The sequence below is a fragment of the Bacillus cereus group sp. BfR-BA-01356 genome (assembly GCF_022663635.1).
GTDB lineage: Bacteria > Bacillota > Bacilli > Bacillales > Bacillaceae_G > Bacillus_A > Bacillus_A cereus.
In genome coordinates, this window is record NZ_JAKUFX010000133.1 from 1 (window position 1) to 15,499 (window position 15,499).

Genomic DNA, 15,499 nt, shown 5'->3' on the forward strand with positions numbered 1-15,499 from the left:
TTTTACATAAAATACTGGTCTAGTTTCGTGATGTCTTTTTTAAGCAATTTGTCCTTTGATAACTTCAAAAGATATTATTTTTCAGTTGACATACTACCGCAGGTCTTTTCAGTCTTGAAATCTTAAAAACAAATAAAAAAGGACACACCTATCGCATATGTATGCGTAGGTGTGTCCTTTTGCAAGATAGTTTTAGAAGTATTTTGTTACTTTCATCATATCATACTTCTTATTAATTTTATATACGAAATTAAAGATTTTACGATATTATTTCTTTTTCTCATGTATAAACATAATGCGTTGTTTTTGTATAACATAGCTTAATTTTGCATCAAGTTTTTCTCCATTATTCCTATTTTCAAAACTTGAAATTGTATTGGTCATATTCTTTCTAATAACTTTTTTTATTTCGTGCTAGTTATTTTCTTTTTCAACATGATGTTATTTTTCTTTTATTTTGGGTAAACAAATATTACGGGTAGAAAAACGAAAAATTTCTCTTATTCTAAAATAATTCCCTCGACACAAAGATACTATCTCGTACAAACATTCAACTTAATAAATATGTTTTAGGAAGGTTAGAAAAAATGGATATTTTATTAGCGATTTTACCAGCATTATTTTGGGGAAGTATTGTACTCTTCAACGTTAAACTAGGAGGCGGTCCTTACAGTCAAATACTTGGAACTACCCTTGGCGCTCTAGTTTTTTCTATCGGTGTTTATATTTTTATAAAACCCGTTTTGACGCCCGTGATGATAATTGTCGGGATTATATCTGGCCTATTTTGGGCATTAGGACAAGCCAATCAATTGAAAAGTATTGATTTAATTGGGGTTTCTAAAACAATGCCTATTTCAACAGGGATGCAATTAGTTTCGACTACTTTATTTGGGGTCATTGTATTTCATGAATGGTCAACAACAACATCTGTTGTATTAGGTGTTCTGGCACTTCTTTGTATCATAATCGGAATCGTTCTCACATCTCTCCAAAGCAAAGAGGAGAAAAACGATGAACAAAAAGGAAATTTCAAAAAAGGGATTGTGATGTTATTAATTTCAACTCTTGGTTACTTAGTATATGTGGTAATTATCCGCCTATTCAGTATAGACGGATGGTCAGCGTTATTACCACAAGCCATTGGTATGGTGTTAGGTGGAATTCTACTAACCTTTAAGCATCAACCATTTAATAAATATGCGATTCGCAATATTATTCCTGGTTTAATTTGGGCAGCAGGAAATATGTTTTTATTTATTTCCCAGCCGCGTGTAGGGGTGGCAACAAGCTTTTCCCTTTCCCAAATGGGGATCGTGATCTCAACTTTAGGTGGAATTTTTATATTAGGTGAAAAGAAAACAAAACGACAATTTATTGCGATTGTCATTGGAATTATCTTCATTATTGCAGCTGGCATTATGTTAGGAATTGCTAAAGGATAAAAAGGAGGAAAAAATTATGTATACAGATTTAAAAGGGAAAGTTGTTGTTATTACGGGTGCATCCACAGGATTAGGAAGAGCGATGGCAATTCGTTTTGGAGAAGAACAAGCCAAAGTTGTAATTAATTATTATTCAAACGAATCAGAAGCAAATGAGGTAGTACAAGTAGTTAAACAAGCAGGTGGAGAAGCGATTGCGGTAAAAGGAGATGTAACAGTTGAATCAGATGTTATCAATCTCGTTAAATCTGCTGTAAAAGAATTTGGTACACTGGATGTCATGATTAATAATGCGGGTATTGAAAATTCAGTACCTTCATATGAAATGCCATTAAGTGATTGGAATAAGGTAATTGCTACGAATTTAACAGGGGCTTTCTTAGGGAGCCGGGAAGCAATTAAATATTTTGTTGAGCATGATATTAAAGGTAGTGTTATTAATATGTCAAGCGTTCACGAGCAAATTCCATGGCCATTATTTGTACACTATGCAGCAAGTAAAGGTGGCGTTAAGCTAATGACAGAAACATTAGCACTAGAATATGCACCAAAAGGAATCCGTGTAAATAATATTGGGCCTGGTGCTATGAATACGCCGATTAATGCTGAAAAATTTGCGGATCCAGAAAAACGTGCCGATGTTGAAAGTATGGTTCCTATGGGATATATCGGAGAACCGAAAGAAATTGCAGCGGTAGCAGCATGGCTTGCTTCTTCACAAGCGAGCTATGTAACAGGTATTACACTGTTTGCTGATGGTGGTATGTCGCTATATCCATCTTTCCAAGCTGGACGTGGTTGATTGATATATAACTAAATTAGTTACTTTCAATATGTTTAAATGCGGCAGTTAGCTTTTTTATTGAATAACTTTTTAATTATTCGTGACATCACATACATTTTGTAAAAAATACACTTTTCTTTCTGTAGAATTATAGGAAAGGATAAAGTTATTTTATTTTAGGTTTACAATTTCGCTTTAGTTAAATGCCGATGGGTAAAGAAGCCCTATAATAAATTTAATATTATAATCAAAAAAAAGGAATACCTTATAATAAAGGATTCCTTTTTTTTGATTATATAGCTGCTATTTAAAAACAAATAATGTTATACAAGCGATCTTAATCCAAGACTTCATCGTATTAACTATTAAAAAATTTAGATGTTAGCTATATTTCTGAAGTATACAATGTGACCATTCCATGTGTTCTATTTTCACTTGATATAATTAATTTGGTAATATTCTTAGGCGTAAATCGATATATAGAAATAGTTGGACCAGGATTATTAGATTTAAAGTGAATAACTTCTTCATTATCAATAAAACCTTGAATATAGCTTTCACTTCCTTCAAAAAATTGAAAATGAGCTGACACTGATATAATCTCGCCAGTGTTCTCAAATAAAATTATTGAATTTCTATATGTATCAAAATTAATAAGTTTCATTTTTGACATAATTAGGATGCTCCCTTCTATGAAAGCATGATGATTAAAGCATACTACCATTTAAAGCAATTCTTTTATTACCATGTGTAAGTTCTAATGTTTTATTGAGAAAATACAAGCCATCTTGCTGATGTGAAATCATAATTAATATATTACAAAGATTGTAATTTTGAAGTATCTCATACATAAGATTTCTTGTATCAATATGTAAATTAGATGCTGCTTCATCTAATATTATTATATCCCTTTTTGTGAGGATAGCCCTTAAAAAGGCTATGAATTGTGCTTGACCTCCTGAAACACTGGAACCATCTTGTACAATTATAGTATCTAATCCATTCTCAAATCTGTTGAGATGTGATGTTAAATGATACCTTTTCATTAACTTAACTACATCTTCTTTTGTTTTATTTGTTTGTCCATATAATATATTATCTAATATAGTTCCTTTAAACAAAAATATATTTTGTGAAACTATACCTATTCTATCTCTAACACTTTCTTTATGTATTAAGTTATAGTCAATATTATTTATCAATATCTTTCCACTTTCAGGTTGATATAAACCTGTTAATAATTTTATAAAGGTAGATTTTCCTGATCCATTTATACCATCAATTAATAACTTGTCACCCTTTTCAATTTGCACGTTTAAATGATCAAATATCAAATCACTATTTCCATTATATTTAAAACAAACATCTTTAAATTCTATTGAATTAATTGGTTCTTTCATTATATTTGTACCTAGTGTATTTTCAACATCTAAATTGAAGAACTCCTTAATTCTCTTAATACTAATACACACGGGTTTTAGAGTTATATCTAAGCTGCCTAAAGCTTGGGTAGTCGCAAGGAGTTTAGCCATATAAATTGAAAATGAAGTATACACCCCTATAGTAAGCTGGTTTTGTAAAATTAAAATACCTGATACCAGTAATACTATTACTGTAACAAAGTTATTTGTTACTATTAAATTTTGCATAAAGAAAATAAAATGTAAACTTTGTTTTAGCGCACTTTTAATTACATTATTTAATTTACTCTTAATCTTATTGGTTTGTATATTTTTACCGTTTAATAATTTTATATCCTCTATTCCATTTAAGGTTTCATACATTTCTGCGTTTAATACTGCCGATGACTCGTATACGTTTGTGGTACTTTTTGATATCATTTTAGAAGAATGTTTGGATATTATAAAATATATTGGGATAATAATTACTATGATACCTGTAAGTTTAACACTTAAATTAAACATTATAAATAAAGCAAAGAAAAAATCGAATATACCTGAAAAAACCCTTAATAAATTTGGAGAAAATAATGCACTTACATTACCAGATTCAGCAATTCTGCTAAGAATGTAACCTTTCTCCTTCTGATTAATATAAGAAAGAGGCGCATCTATAATATTACTTATCATAGATAATCGAATTTCATTAACTACATTTTGTTGTACACGAGTAAATAAATACTCGTAACCTATCGATATTAAATAGTTAATACAATAAATTAATAAGAGTATAAGAGTTGTTTTTAATAATTGATCGTAGCTTTTGTTTAATAGTATAACTTTATCAATAATGTAGCCAATAATATATGGTATCGGTGCGATAATCAAAGAAGCTATAACCATCCCAATTAAACCAAAAGCTAACAAAGTTTTTGTATTTTTCAAATACGGATATAAAAATAATAACTCTTTATAAGAAATTTGAATTTCATCTTGTTTATTTATCTTCTTATTCACCCTCTTTCTCCTCCTTTGTCTATTTATTATATTAATTTACGAATCAATATAATGAGGTTTATATAATTCCATAGATATCTTGAGACCTTATCCCGACGCATTATCTATGGAATTATATTGGTTTATCCTCAGAAACTTAACAATATTCATCTCATCCAATCATACTAATTTTGCCCTACCATTAATGGCTCCTTAATTATTTCAGGGACATGATTTTTAAACCATTTACATTTATCGCCAATTTCTTGTGCTTTTATAAAGCTTCTTAAGAAGCATGTACTACAAAAACGTTTATTTTCACACTCTTTACATTCCTCAGAGTCCATTTGAGGTGCTTGTAAGTTAAAAAATGCATTAATGTATTTGAATTTTTCATCATAAATATCTTTAATATTCTGTTCAAAAACATTACCTATACTGTTTTTCAAATCATCTAAACTATGCATAGTACACATTTTAATTTCACCATCAGGCGCAATCACAATATGTGATGTTATTGCACCACAATTCCTAATCTCAGCGCGCGCACCTTCATATAATGAAACAAATTTAGGATATTTTTTATTTATTTTCAACAATGCTTCACCATATGTTTTAACATCCTCTTCATTTAAATAAAGATCACTACATCCTAAGGCTCTTCCCATGGGTATTACTGGAGATACCCCAATACTATCAATCCCTAAATTATGTACCCATTCAGCTATATCTTCTACCTCGTGCACATTCAAATGTGTAACTATTGTGGCGATCCGCAAACGAACATCATTTTCGGCTAATTTCATTATGTTATTTTTAATTTTATGAAGTGTATTAGGAACTTTAAAGAACCAAGTCAAATAATTATCATCTAAGCTATGCATATCAATTTGCACAAATGTTTTCGACTTATTTTTTATTATTATGTCCATAACTTTATCAGAAAGAGCTATACCATTGGTCAACAGTGTTATTTGAGAAAAATCCAAGTTAAGTGCATATAACAATATCTCTTTTAGATTTGGATGTACTGTTATATCACCGCCCGTAAGTTCAATTAATTTCACTCCTATATTATTTAAGTCATCTAATAAGGATTTTATTTGATCTAAGCTCATTACTTTTGGCTTTACTGCTCCAAAATCTCCATAGCAATGACGACATCTTACATTACATCTGTTTGTGATTTCAATTGAAGCCACTTTTGGATATATAGTCTGTTCTTCAATTAAATTAACTGGTACATTTATAGGTTCTTCTTGCGTACCAATGTTCATATTGTAAACTTTGGATACATTATTTAAAAATGCATTTAATTTCTTTTCAATACTTATTGGATCTTCACTGTATTTTAAAGACAAGAAAGATACAACTTGTCCATATGTTTTAGTACCATCAATTAACTCAATAATTTCAGTGGCGGTTTTATTTATCGTAAATGTATTTTCGTTTTTGAGTGTGGGAGCGCTTTCGTTTGGGTTTTTATGAACTACCAACATAGATTCATAATTTGATGTGAATTTTCTTATTTCTAGCTTTTCTTTCCAAAATAAATAGCCATTCACTTTAATCATCTCCTATAAAATTTAAATTTGTTTTTAGTTTATGTATTACAAAAATCCCATACTCGTTTTCGATAAATTTATAGGACTTATTCTTAACATAACTGTTTGTCATTAGAATAAGTCCTAATTTAATTTCACCATAAACACTCTCACATTTTTAAATTTTAACTTGCAGTACTAGCTCCGGTTGCCGCAGTAACTAGATTTAATAACTCTACAGAACATGCTGCACATACTAAGCAACTCCAACAAGTCCAATCCCTTGGTTGTACTACTGGTGTTTCCATTTAGAACATCTCCTTTTTGGTTATTTATTTTTCTTCTAGAAAATTCATTTGACCAAAAGTGCTCATTCTCTTAGTGCCTTTAACCAAAAAACTTCTAAAAGGATATTAGCTTGCAGTACTAGCCCCTGTTGCCGCAGTAACTAAATTTAATAATTCCACAGAACATGCTGCACATACTAAGCAACTCCAACAAGTCCAATCCCTTGGTTGTACTACTGGTGTTTCCATTTAGAACATCTCCTTTTTGATTATTTATTTTTCTCCTAGAAAGTCTAATTTGACCAAAAGTGCTCATTCTCTTAGTGCTTTTAACCAAAAAACTTCTGAAAGGATATTAGCTTGCAGTACTAGCCCCTGTTGCCGCAGTAACTAAATTTAATAATTCCACAGAACATGCTGCACATACTAAACAACTCCAACAAGTCCAGTCCCTTGGTTGTACTACTGGTGTTTCCATTTGACCTACCCCCTTTTCTGTATTGTGTGGTGCGACTAAAGTATAACTCCCTATGTTTTCTAAAAACAATCAAAAAATTTCAAACATTTTGTGTGTGTTTCTTTAATATTTTGTGACATATATTTACAAAACTTTCTTTTTGGTTTATTTAAAATAACAAATATCTTTATTAACTGATACTAAAAATTTTATTTATGAAAAGTTATTTAATCGCAGTATATCTTGTTAAACTGCTTTTTATAATTTATAATGTTAACTGTGTATGGTGTGTATGGTGTGTATGGTGTGCATTACATAACATAACACTCATCGATAGAGAGGTTGTTTAATGAAAATAGTCTTAAGTAATGTATCAAGTCTGCCTTTATATCAACAGATAAAGGAGCAAATTAAGGAATCCATATTTAACAATGAATTAAAAGAGGGTGAACAATTACCATCAATCCGCTCACTTGCTAACGACTTACATGTAAGTGTACTTACTACAAAAAGAGTTTATGCAGAATTAGAAACAGAAGGCTTTATTATTACAAAGGTTGGAAAAGGGACCTATGTAGCTCCTACAAATTTAGAGTTGTTAATGGAGTCCAAACGCCGGATGGTAGAAGTTAAACTTACTGAAGTTTGTCAAATGGCTCGTAGTATAGGTATTCATGCAGATGATCTCCATTCAATTTTAGATTTAATTTTAGAGGAGGAGAATGAAAAATGAATGTTGTGTTAGAAGTAAATAATTTAAATAAATCTTACGGAAATTTTTCGTTAAAAGATGTTACCTTTTCACTTAATACAGACTGTATAACAGGATTTATCGGTACAAATGGTTCTGGAAAGACCACTACAATTAAAGCGATTTTGGGTCTTATTTTAAAAGATTCTGGGAAAATTAATTTTCTAGGAAAAGATATGGATAAGCATGAAAGAAAGTCTAAAAACAAAATTGGTATTGTGCTAGACGAGGGCTATTTTTATGATGAATTAACAGTAAAGGAAATGAAAAATGTTATTGCTCCATCCTACACTGAATGGGATGAAACAGTTTTCCAAAATTATATTAAAAAGTTTAACTTAAATCTAGAACAAAAAATCTCTACTCTATCCAAAGGAATGCGAATGAAATTTGCAGTTGCATTAGCCCTATCCCATCATGCAGATCTATTACTAATGGATGAACCAACAAGTGGCTTGGATCCATTAGTACGGAGTGAATTAATGGATATTCTCCTTGATTTCATGAAAGAGCCGGGGAAAAGCGTATTTTTTTCCACTCATATTACATCTGATTTAGATAAAATTGCTGATATGATTATTTTAATTGATGATGGAAAAGTTTTAGTAAATGATGAAAAAGATGTTTTAATAGATACACATGCATTGGTAAAGGGCGACAACCGCTTAATTAATAAACAAACAAGACCTCTTTTTTTAAATTTACATCAAACTCACTATGGATTTGAAGGGATTACTAATAAAAAAGATGATGTACGTCGACTCATGCCTGATGTATTAATAGAAAGACCAACTATTGAGGAGATTATGCTTTCATATATTGGGGGGAACATCCATGTTAATTAACCTAGTGATGAAAGACTTTTTGTTAGTCAAAAAATATTTTCTAATCTTACTCGTTTTTGCTGCTATAGCTCCTATTTATCTTTCTTCACAATTACAATTAAACGATGGCGGTCTTGTTAGCTTTCTTTTAACCGTTATTTTGATGGAATATATTTTGTTCGGAACGGTATCCAAATTTGAGGATCAGTACAAGGGAGCGGCTTTACTTTGTGCTACCCCATACACACGAAGCGCATTTGTAAAAGCGAAGTACCTTTTTCTTTTTATAATTTTTATTTGTGCAGCTATTATCCGTATAATCATTTCAGTTGTCGCACCATCGGGTATAGAAAGCCTGAGCGCTAGCGCTCTTGGAATAACTTTTTTAACTCTAAGTATTTTATTTGGTGTACTACTTCCTGTTCAGTTTAAATTTGGTTATGACAAAACCAAAATCATATCACTTTTAACTGCTTTTTTAATACCTTTTGTTGCTCCTACTCTTATAAGGGGACTACAATCAAGTGATATTGATTTCAAAAGTATTTTTCCATTCTCACCAACTGTCCTAACATGGATGCCTTGTTTCATCTCAATTATTATTGGTTTTATATCAATGATAATATCTCTGAAAGTATATGCAAAAAAAGATTTATAATTTAAATTTGAAATCATAGGAATGAGTAATTAAATACTTTATATATTTAATTACTCATTCCCTTTTATTTAATTCTCTTCTCTAATGAACTTATTCCTAAAATACATTTTATCGATATCAAAGTGAATAAATTTTTCAAATCACTAATTCCCTTAACATCTCTTTTCATTAACGATTTAGTAAACTAAGGATTATACATAATATATCAAGAGGTGATTTTATGAAAAAAATAATTAAATTCCTTTTGTTAATTAACTTGATTTCCGGAACTTTCATACCTATTACTACAGTTCATGCTGAAAATAAATCACAATATTATACTATAATGTTGAAGAATTATGAAAATAACCAAAAACTAGCTAGTAAGTTTCAAAAATATGATATGCAAGTAGTCTATAGTGTCCCAGAGATTGGTGTTATACAAGTGAAAGCTACCGAAAAAGCAATGAATATTGTTCATTCGGATCCTAATATAGATTCATATAATAAGTCATTACAATCGTTTAATTCAAGAGAAGTAGCAACCAATGTCTCTTCCCCCCTACCCTTAAATGAAATATGGGAGAATCAATGGGATATGCAACAAGTAACCCATAATGGTGATAGCTATAGACTATATTCAGGAACTAAAAATGTAACTGTTGGTATCATTGATTCAGGCATTGATATAAATCATCCTGATTTAAAAGATAACATTTCACCTGGATCTAAAAATTTAGTACCTAAAGGTGGATTTAGAGAGCAAGAATCTCAAGAAACAGGTGAATTAAATCGCCTAATAGATCTAAGAGGACATGGAACTTTTACTGCTGGACAGGTTGCAGCTAATGGTTTTATGAAAGGGGTTGCTCCTGGTATTGGAATTAAAATGTATAGAGTGTTTGGTAATGGAGCAGGTGAGGCTATTTGGGTTATTAAAGCCATAGTTGAAGCTGCGAAAGATAATGTTGATGTTATCAATTTAAGTTTAGGCGAATACCTCATCAATGGTATAGTATCTTCTTCAGACGGTGAATCTAGTGAGGAATTATCCGAAATTAAAGCTTATAGAAAAGCCATTAAATATGCTAAATCAAAGGGAAGTATTATAGTTGCTGCGGCTGGTAATGATGCTCTTGATGTTACTAACAAGCAGGAAATGAATGATTTTTTTAGAAAAAAAAATGAAAATACTGGGATAACATTTACTGGAGAAGTATTAGATGTTCCTGCTGAGTTGCCAAATATAGTAACAGTTTCATCTGTTGGTCCCTCTAAATTACTCTCCTTATTTTCAAATTATGGTGAAAGTTTTATAGATATTGCTGCACCTGGAGGAGATAATAGATTATTTCAGCAATATGGTTTAGAACAGTGGGTAAAAAATAAGTTAATGTTAAAAGAACTAATATTAACTACCGCCCCTGGTGGTGGCTATGCTCTCTCTATAGGGGTTTCACTTGCCGCTCCAAAAGTGTCAGGTGCTTTAGCATTAATTATTGATAAAAATAATTTTAAAAAAAATCCAGATAAGGCCGTGAGATATCTTTATAAAAATGGAGTTAGCAATGATACCCCTACTAATAAAAGTTTTTTTGGTAATGGTTTGCTTGATGTCTATAAAGCGATTTCCCAATAAAATATATACACTTCAATTTGGTTTTAAACTAACAATTGATAGTGATTTTTTGATGGAACCTTTATTTAAAGCAAGTCTAATTGCCTTAAATAAAGGTTTTTTATTATATTGAATTAAATTTTTCCATATCCATCTATTAGATTCCCTATTTAGTCATTCTTGGATCTCACTTTTACTAATAACCTTAACAAGTGGTTATTTGCATAATTAGACTATTGTATCCAAAATTAAAAAACACTATTCTTCCTTTACATTTCCACAGAGAGAAAGGCGTTTTTCCCTCAGATATTTCTCTAAACTTTTGAGAGAGATATTAATGGAAGATTGTTATTCCCTATGTTCCTCTACCACCTTATAGTAATCAATTTTTTCTTCAATAAACAATATACTACTCGGAGTATACCGAGTGTATTTTTGTAAATACTAAGATTGTTAAATGTTAAATCGAGGAGGGTTTGTATGCAAGATCGTAAAAAAGCTATAAAAAGTCCTGGTTCTGTTATGAAACCAGATTTTGCTGAAACAGATGCACAAAAAGTGAAACAAGAAATTCAAAATGATGTAAGAGCAGGACAAGGAGCAATGACTTCCCGAAAGGCAGGGGCAATGCGAGATTAAGAAAACACTCCTTATTGGTTTTTTCTTCTCTAGAACTTTAACCAGTAAGGAGTTATTCCCGAACTATTTTAGCTTTTTACGTTTTTCCTTTAGAAACATAATGCGTTTCGTATGTAAATCATAGGTTAATCTTACATCGAATTTCTCTCCATTAAATCTATTTTTTTAAACTAAGATTACTTTCTTTCAGATAATGTATTGCATCTTTGTTCACCGATCTTAAATCTATACCTTGTTTCTCTGCTGCAAATGAACATCCACAATAACACTGACGGAAAACATCATATTCATTACACATTTCAATTGAACGTTGATATCCATTACTTTTTTTGAAATCACTTGGTAAATAACGCGGATCATAATTTTTTTGCACACCGATTCCAAGTTCATTTATTAATTGACTATTTTTATTTTTAGAAAGAGTAATGGCACTCCCAAAGTAATCAAAACCTTTTTCTTGTGCTACCTCAGCTGAACGATCCAATCTCATATCAAAACAAGCTGAACAACGAAGCCCGCCTTCTGGCTCTTCTGCCAAACCTTCTTCTTTTACCATTTTAAAAAATACATTTGAACGGTAGTCATCCTCAAGAAATCCTACTGTGTGCCCAGTACGATCATTGAACTTTTCTACAAAGATCTTTTGTTCATTAGAGCGTCGCATGTACTCACTTTTCGGATGGATATTCGAATTCGAGAAAAAAATCGTAATATCTGCATGTTCTGCAAGAAATTCCAATGAAGCAGTACTACAAGGAGCACAGCATGAATGAAGTAACACCTTTGGTCTTTCGTTCCTTGCTTCCCAATCATTAATCATTTTTCTTAATACTTTATCATAATTTATTTTCTGATTCTTCATTTTCTTTAAATACGTTTCTACATCTAACACTTCTTTCACAACTAAACCTCCTGTTTATTTTTATTTATTTTATCACTTAAATTCATTAATAAAATATAGCAATGTATGTATTTATCGATCGTAAAACGGTTCTTATGACCTTTGATGATGGCTAAAATACTATATGTATTCTATTACCTCTATTTCTAAAATAAATCCTTAATCCTTCTTTTTCATCACAAAATCTTTTGGGTTACCTTTTAACTGGTAATACTTCACGTTAAGACGAATAACTACTACGATGATTACCAAAAATCCTATTATATATAACATTGTTCCTTTCTCCGTTTCTTATTGTTTAGCGAACTTATTCTGTAAATACTTCACATGTTTATTTTCAGTATCCTTATCAGTAATATTTGCTTGCAAAATAGTCTGGTAAATATGCTCGACCTCGTCTTTTGTTAATTTCACATCAATATAGGATTCGATACATTTTTTTAGATCGTTATAATATAGGACATGTTTATCTTTAGAATGAACATTTACTCTTTTTAGGCTGCATTTTGGATGAAACGCTGCAATAGAAATACACGGCAGCTGTTGTTCCATCACCCATTCAATTGTTTTCATGTGCTTATAATTTTGTCTAAATGGATTCTGAAAAGAGTGTTTCTTTCTAAAAATACCTTGTGTCCATCTTGCTGCCTTCTCACTTCCATAAATCCAACCCTCGTAGTTCTTCGTCTCTATAACAAATATACCTGTTTCTGCAATAACAATATGGTCAATTTGAGTTGTATCACCATACTCTGTATGAACCGCCACATCATGTAACACCCAATACCTTTCGTGATCTAATTTTCTTAATATACGTTTTACCATCTTTTCTCCAGCTCTTCCTTTCCATTTTGGAGCATGTTTTTTTACCATAATGTTTATCGGTATCAGAAGCACAATTAGAATTAATTCGAATATTAATACTTTCATAATTTAAGTCCCCTTTTCACATTCTTGTGTTTCTACGCATTAAACGATATACATGGGTTTCTAATCCTAAAATATAATATGAGATACATAAACCTTTTATCACCATCTCTATGAATCCTAATGCTAATGAAACAATGAGTCCGCCCCGAAATTGAAACGGTCTTGTCACCCTCCGATTCACTGGTTTTTCAATCACTCCAAAATTAGCCCAGGTTGGCAAACGCTTTTCTACATTCTTTATAGTGCCCATTAATCCATATTTCAATGACAAAATGAAACATCCAATTAGTAAATATACAATAGAAGAAAAATAGATAGATAATCCCATAACAATAATTGTGAGCAGCCAACCTATCAAGATAGAATTACGTAAAGCGGTATATTCTCGATTTCTTTTCAAAACAAGCACTCCTATCAAAATAAATTAAGTTATTATTAAATACGAGGTATGAATTTCTAATTTAAATATTATTTTAGTTTCTATCTTCCTCGTCTGTTTTGCAGGCATACCAGCTCTACTACAAGTTCTGTTCATTCTACAAATGGAAATCCTTTACAACAAAAAAACGATTAAAAATCGAACGAATTATCCCCTATATCAGAGGAGATATTTGCAGAATACGAAAGGAAAAATCAGATGGGTAGATAAAAGGTACTGAATGAACATTCAGTACCTTTTGCATCTATATATATTTCTTTACATATTCGCAAATAACCATGGAGCCAGTACGGCTAACATACATAGTAAACAAGATCCCGTTATAACGCGATTAGACCAACGATAATACTCAGGTTGTTTTGTACTCTCATGAATTCTTCGTAAACGAATTCCTGCAATTAACATAAAGGGTGTAAAAATAAGTGCTGTTGCTTTAAACAGGTCTAAAAAATCCGTAAAAATGTTCATAAACGAAAATACATCCGAACTAAATAAGAAATATACACTTAATCTCATTGCCATCATACTAACGAACGAGAAAATCATACTCCCTGTTGCCCATTTCATCCATTGACCATTCTTTGTAATTAACGCCATAACCATGACAATAACACCTAATATGAAAGAGATAGAAAAGATATTTACCCCTACTTTAAAAGCTGGTGCATACATACCCTCAACTTTTTGTATAATTGATGACCCAAATGAATCGTCTTTCTCTGTCGTTTTTGTTCGATTGTTTAATCCTTCGTTAAAAGATGAAGAAACATCATTTCCTTTCAATTCATTAAAATCCACTTTTACAGATGCATGAGCTGTATGTAAAGGTATGAGTACTAGGATCATAAAAACAAATGTACATAAAACTCCAATCATCTCTTTTTCTCGCTTCACAACACATCACCCGCTAATTTTGGCTTAATGCTCTTTAATTTGATTTCATTTCCTTCTGCAACATAACGGAGATCTGCGGAATAATAGATATTGGCTTTTGTATATGCCCCCATAATCGCATTTGCAATTTCTTCTTTTTCTACTGCTACATATGTTTCATTTTCATTATAAAACTCTATTTCAATTCGATTAATATTATTATTTAATACTGTTATATGTAACTCTTTTAAGCTATTCAAACGATTTCCTAAACCACACACTAGCTTAAATACCTTACTCGCAAGTGTAGGTGGCTTAACATACGTCGTATTAAAATGAATCGTTTCATCATCTATAACACCATCTTCCTCGACTGCGCATGTCATAATGAAAGAATGATTTTGTTTTTCAATTTCTTGTAGACTTAACTTGCGATCAATGACATATTTCAGACTTGTTGATAGATTTTCTATATATTCATCCAGTTCAGTATTTGAAATTTTAACCTCTGAAAATTCTGGGAAAATCATGTAAGCGTGCATATTAGAACTACTTTTACTTACACGTAATACCTGTACCTGTTTCTTTTCATAGCGCACCGTTTGTTCCAATTTTTTTACTACATTGTTGCTTATATGATCTATTATCATATTTCATCAGCCTCCAGTAATTTTAATAAAATAATTTTTACAATCTCATGTATATAAAGCATTGCAATATTTTGCTGAGGTCTCGAAACTCATATTTTATGACTAATAATCACTTTAATCTTAAAACATCTTAATATTACAATGACGTACAGTGTTTCATTATAGTCGAATATTCTTATATGGTGAATCGTTCTGTTTCACTCATTTGCATAAAAATAAACAATCATGACTTTACAGTCCCACCCATATATGAAAAGAGGTGGGACTATTTATTTTCCAAGCTTTCCATACTGGTTATATAGATGGATACTTTAGTACGTGGCT

The 15,499-nt window shown here is 31.0% G+C and carries 18 protein-coding genes; 7 read left to right on the forward strand and 11 right to left on the reverse strand.

What is annotated here, in order from left to right:
- Positions 1–587: 587 nt before the first annotated feature.
- Both MR168_RS27605 and gdh read left to right on the forward strand, forming a co-directional pair.
- Positions 588–1,445 carry a RhaT/GlcU family sugar-proton symporter gene (locus MR168_RS27605; RefSeq protein WP_086412016.1) on the forward strand — a complete coding sequence of 286 codons (858 nt, stop codon included), beginning with the start codon at positions 588–590 and terminating at the stop codon, positions 1,443–1,445.
- Positions 1,446–1,461: 16 nt separating this feature from the next.
- Positions 1,462–2,247 (forward strand): glucose 1-dehydrogenase, encoded by a 786-nt coding sequence (gene gdh, locus MR168_RS27610; RefSeq protein WP_000287799.1) that lies wholly within the window; start codon positions 1,462–1,464, stop codon positions 2,245–2,247.
- Between the two features lie 367 nt (positions 2,248–2,614).
- Here the strand turns inward: gdh and MR168_RS27615 are convergent, their stop codons facing one another.
- The 6 genes from MR168_RS27615 to tucA (MR168_RS33490) all read right to left on the reverse strand — a co-directional run bounded on the left by MR168_RS27615 (position 2,615) and on the right by tucA (MR168_RS33490) (position 6,934).
- The gene (locus MR168_RS27615; protein WP_086412017.1) at positions 2,615–2,902 is read right to left on the reverse strand and encodes a hypothetical protein; all 288 of its coding nucleotides are present in this window, start codon (positions 2,900–2,902) and stop codon (positions 2,615–2,617) included.
- Positions 2,903–2,936: 34 nt separating this feature from the next.
- On the reverse strand, positions 2,937–4,646 hold the full coding sequence (locus MR168_RS27620; protein ID WP_086412018.1) for an ABC transporter ATP-binding protein: 1,710 nt from the start codon (positions 4,644–4,646) through the stop codon (positions 2,937–2,939).
- Positions 4,647–4,810: 164 nt separating this feature from the next.
- Positions 4,811–6,199 carry a radical SAM/SPASM domain-containing protein gene (locus MR168_RS27625; RefSeq protein ID WP_002197114.1) on the reverse strand — a complete coding sequence of 463 codons (1,389 nt, stop codon included), beginning with the start codon at positions 6,197–6,199 and terminating at the stop codon, positions 4,811–4,813.
- 155 nt (positions 6,200–6,354) lie between these two features.
- The gene (gene tucA / locus MR168_RS33480; protein WP_000449799.1) at positions 6,355–6,477 is read right to left on the reverse strand and encodes a subclass IId bacteriocin thuricin17; all 123 of its coding nucleotides are present in this window, start codon (positions 6,475–6,477) and stop codon (positions 6,355–6,357) included.
- 105 nt (positions 6,478–6,582) lie between these two features.
- Positions 6,583–6,705, reverse strand: a complete 123-nt coding sequence (tucA, locus tag MR168_RS33485; RefSeq protein ID WP_000449799.1) for a subclass IId bacteriocin thuricin17 — start codon at positions 6,703–6,705, stop codon at positions 6,583–6,585.
- Positions 6,706–6,811: 106 nt separating this feature from the next.
- Positions 6,812–6,934, reverse strand: coding sequence for a subclass IId bacteriocin thuricin17 (gene tucA, locus MR168_RS33490; protein WP_000449799.1), 123 nt, complete (start codon positions 6,932–6,934; stop codon positions 6,812–6,814).
- A gap of 328 nt (positions 6,935–7,262) precedes the next feature.
- Here tucA (MR168_RS33490) and MR168_RS27630 point away from each other — a divergent pair, with 328 nt between their 5' ends.
- The 5 genes from MR168_RS27630 to MR168_RS27650 all read left to right on the forward strand — a co-directional run bounded on the left by MR168_RS27630 (position 7,263) and on the right by MR168_RS27650 (position 11,382).
- Positions 7,263–7,646 carry a GntR family transcriptional regulator gene (locus tag MR168_RS27630; RefSeq protein ID WP_000706800.1) on the forward strand — a complete coding sequence of 128 codons (384 nt, stop codon included), beginning with the start codon at positions 7,263–7,265 and terminating at the stop codon, positions 7,644–7,646.
- A complete protein-coding gene (locus MR168_RS27635; protein ID WP_086412019.1) occupies positions 7,643–8,509 on the forward strand; it encodes an ABC transporter ATP-binding protein in 867 nt (288 codons plus the stop codon). The genes MR168_RS27630 and MR168_RS27635 overlap by 4 nt, the downstream gene beginning before the upstream one ends.
- Positions 8,499–9,146: an ABC-2 transporter permease gene (locus MR168_RS27640; protein WP_086412020.1), complete on the forward strand. Its 648-nt coding sequence runs from the start codon at positions 8,499–8,501 to the stop codon at positions 9,144–9,146. The genes MR168_RS27635 and MR168_RS27640 overlap by 11 nt, the downstream gene beginning before the upstream one ends.
- 220 nt (positions 9,147–9,366) lie before the next feature.
- The gene (locus tag MR168_RS27645) at positions 9,367–10,764 is read left to right on the forward strand and encodes a S8 family peptidase (protein ID WP_086412021.1); all 1,398 of its coding nucleotides are present in this window, start codon (positions 9,367–9,369) and stop codon (positions 10,762–10,764) included.
- A 459-nt stretch (positions 10,765–11,223) separates the two neighbouring features.
- Positions 11,224–11,382, forward strand: coding sequence for a hypothetical protein (locus MR168_RS27650; protein ID WP_174402581.1), 159 nt, complete (start codon positions 11,224–11,226; stop codon positions 11,380–11,382).
- A gap of 157 nt (positions 11,383–11,539) precedes the next feature.
- Here the strand turns inward: MR168_RS27650 and MR168_RS27655 are convergent, their stop codons facing one another.
- The 5 genes from MR168_RS27655 to MR168_RS27675 all read right to left on the reverse strand — a co-directional run bounded on the left by MR168_RS27655 (position 11,540) and on the right by MR168_RS27675 (position 15,175).
- On the reverse strand, positions 11,540–12,274 hold the full coding sequence (locus MR168_RS27655; protein WP_373366289.1) for an epoxyqueuosine reductase QueH: 735 nt from the start codon (positions 12,272–12,274) through the stop codon (positions 11,540–11,542).
- A 300-nt stretch (positions 12,275–12,574) separates the two neighbouring features.
- Entirely contained in the window at positions 12,575–13,213 is a 639-nt protein-coding gene (locus MR168_RS27660; RefSeq protein ID WP_000866027.1) for a nuclease-related domain-containing protein, read from the reverse strand.
- A 16-nt stretch (positions 13,214–13,229) separates the two neighbouring features.
- Positions 13,230–13,613 (reverse strand): hypothetical protein, encoded by a 384-nt coding sequence (locus MR168_RS27665; RefSeq protein WP_000828169.1) that lies wholly within the window; start codon positions 13,611–13,613, stop codon positions 13,230–13,232.
- A 297-nt stretch (positions 13,614–13,910) separates the two neighbouring features.
- Positions 13,911–14,546 carry a hypothetical protein gene (locus tag MR168_RS27670; RefSeq protein WP_140159373.1) on the reverse strand — a complete coding sequence of 212 codons (636 nt, stop codon included), beginning with the start codon at positions 14,544–14,546 and terminating at the stop codon, positions 13,911–13,913.
- The gene (locus MR168_RS27675; RefSeq protein WP_000582601.1) at positions 14,543–15,175 is read right to left on the reverse strand and encodes a hypothetical protein; all 633 of its coding nucleotides are present in this window, start codon (positions 15,173–15,175) and stop codon (positions 14,543–14,545) included. The genes MR168_RS27670 and MR168_RS27675 overlap by 4 nt, the downstream gene beginning before the upstream one ends.
- Positions 15,176–15,499 lie beyond the last annotated feature (324 nt).

Bases quoted from the DNA above. Each gene is read 5' to 3' on its own strand.
- MR168_RS27605 (WP_086412016.1), top strand. From the start codon at position 588: ATGGATATTTTATTAGCGATTTTACCAGCATTATTTTGGGGAAGTATT.
- gdh (WP_000287799.1), top strand. From the start codon at position 1,462: ATGTATACAGATTTAAAAGGGAAAGTTGTTGTTATTACGGGTGCATCC.
- MR168_RS27615 (WP_086412017.1), bottom strand. From the start codon at position 2,902: ATGTCAAAAATGAAACTTATTAATTTTGATACATATAGAAATTCAATA.
- MR168_RS27625 (WP_002197114.1), bottom strand. From the start codon at position 6,199: ATGATTAAAGTGAATGGCTATTTATTTTGGAAAGAAAAGCTAGAAATA.
- tucA (WP_000449799.1), bottom strand. From the start codon at position 6,477: ATGGAAACACCAGTAGTACAACCAAGGGATTGGACTTGTTGGAGTTGC.
- tucA (WP_000449799.1), bottom strand. From the start codon at position 6,705: ATGGAAACACCAGTAGTACAACCAAGGGATTGGACTTGTTGGAGTTGC.
- tucA (WP_000449799.1), bottom strand. From the start codon at position 6,934: ATGGAAACACCAGTAGTACAACCAAGGGACTGGACTTGTTGGAGTTGT.
- MR168_RS27630 (WP_000706800.1), top strand. From the start codon at position 7,263: ATGAAAATAGTCTTAAGTAATGTATCAAGTCTGCCTTTATATCAACAG.
- MR168_RS27635 (WP_086412019.1), top strand. From the start codon at position 7,643: ATGAATGTTGTGTTAGAAGTAAATAATTTAAATAAATCTTACGGAAAT.
- MR168_RS27640 (WP_086412020.1), top strand. From the start codon at position 8,499: ATGTTAATTAACCTAGTGATGAAAGACTTTTTGTTAGTCAAAAAATAT.
- MR168_RS27645 (WP_086412021.1), top strand. From the start codon at position 9,367: ATGAAAAAAATAATTAAATTCCTTTTGTTAATTAACTTGATTTCCGGA.
- MR168_RS27650 (WP_174402581.1), top strand. From the start codon at position 11,224: ATGCAAGATCGTAAAAAAGCTATAAAAAGTCCTGGTTCTGTTATGAAA.
- MR168_RS27660 (WP_000866027.1), bottom strand. From the start codon at position 13,213: ATGAAAGTATTAATATTCGAATTAATTCTAATTGTGCTTCTGATACCG.
- MR168_RS27675 (WP_000582601.1), bottom strand. From the start codon at position 15,175: ATGATAATAGATCATATAAGCAACAATGTAGTAAAAAAATTGGAACAA.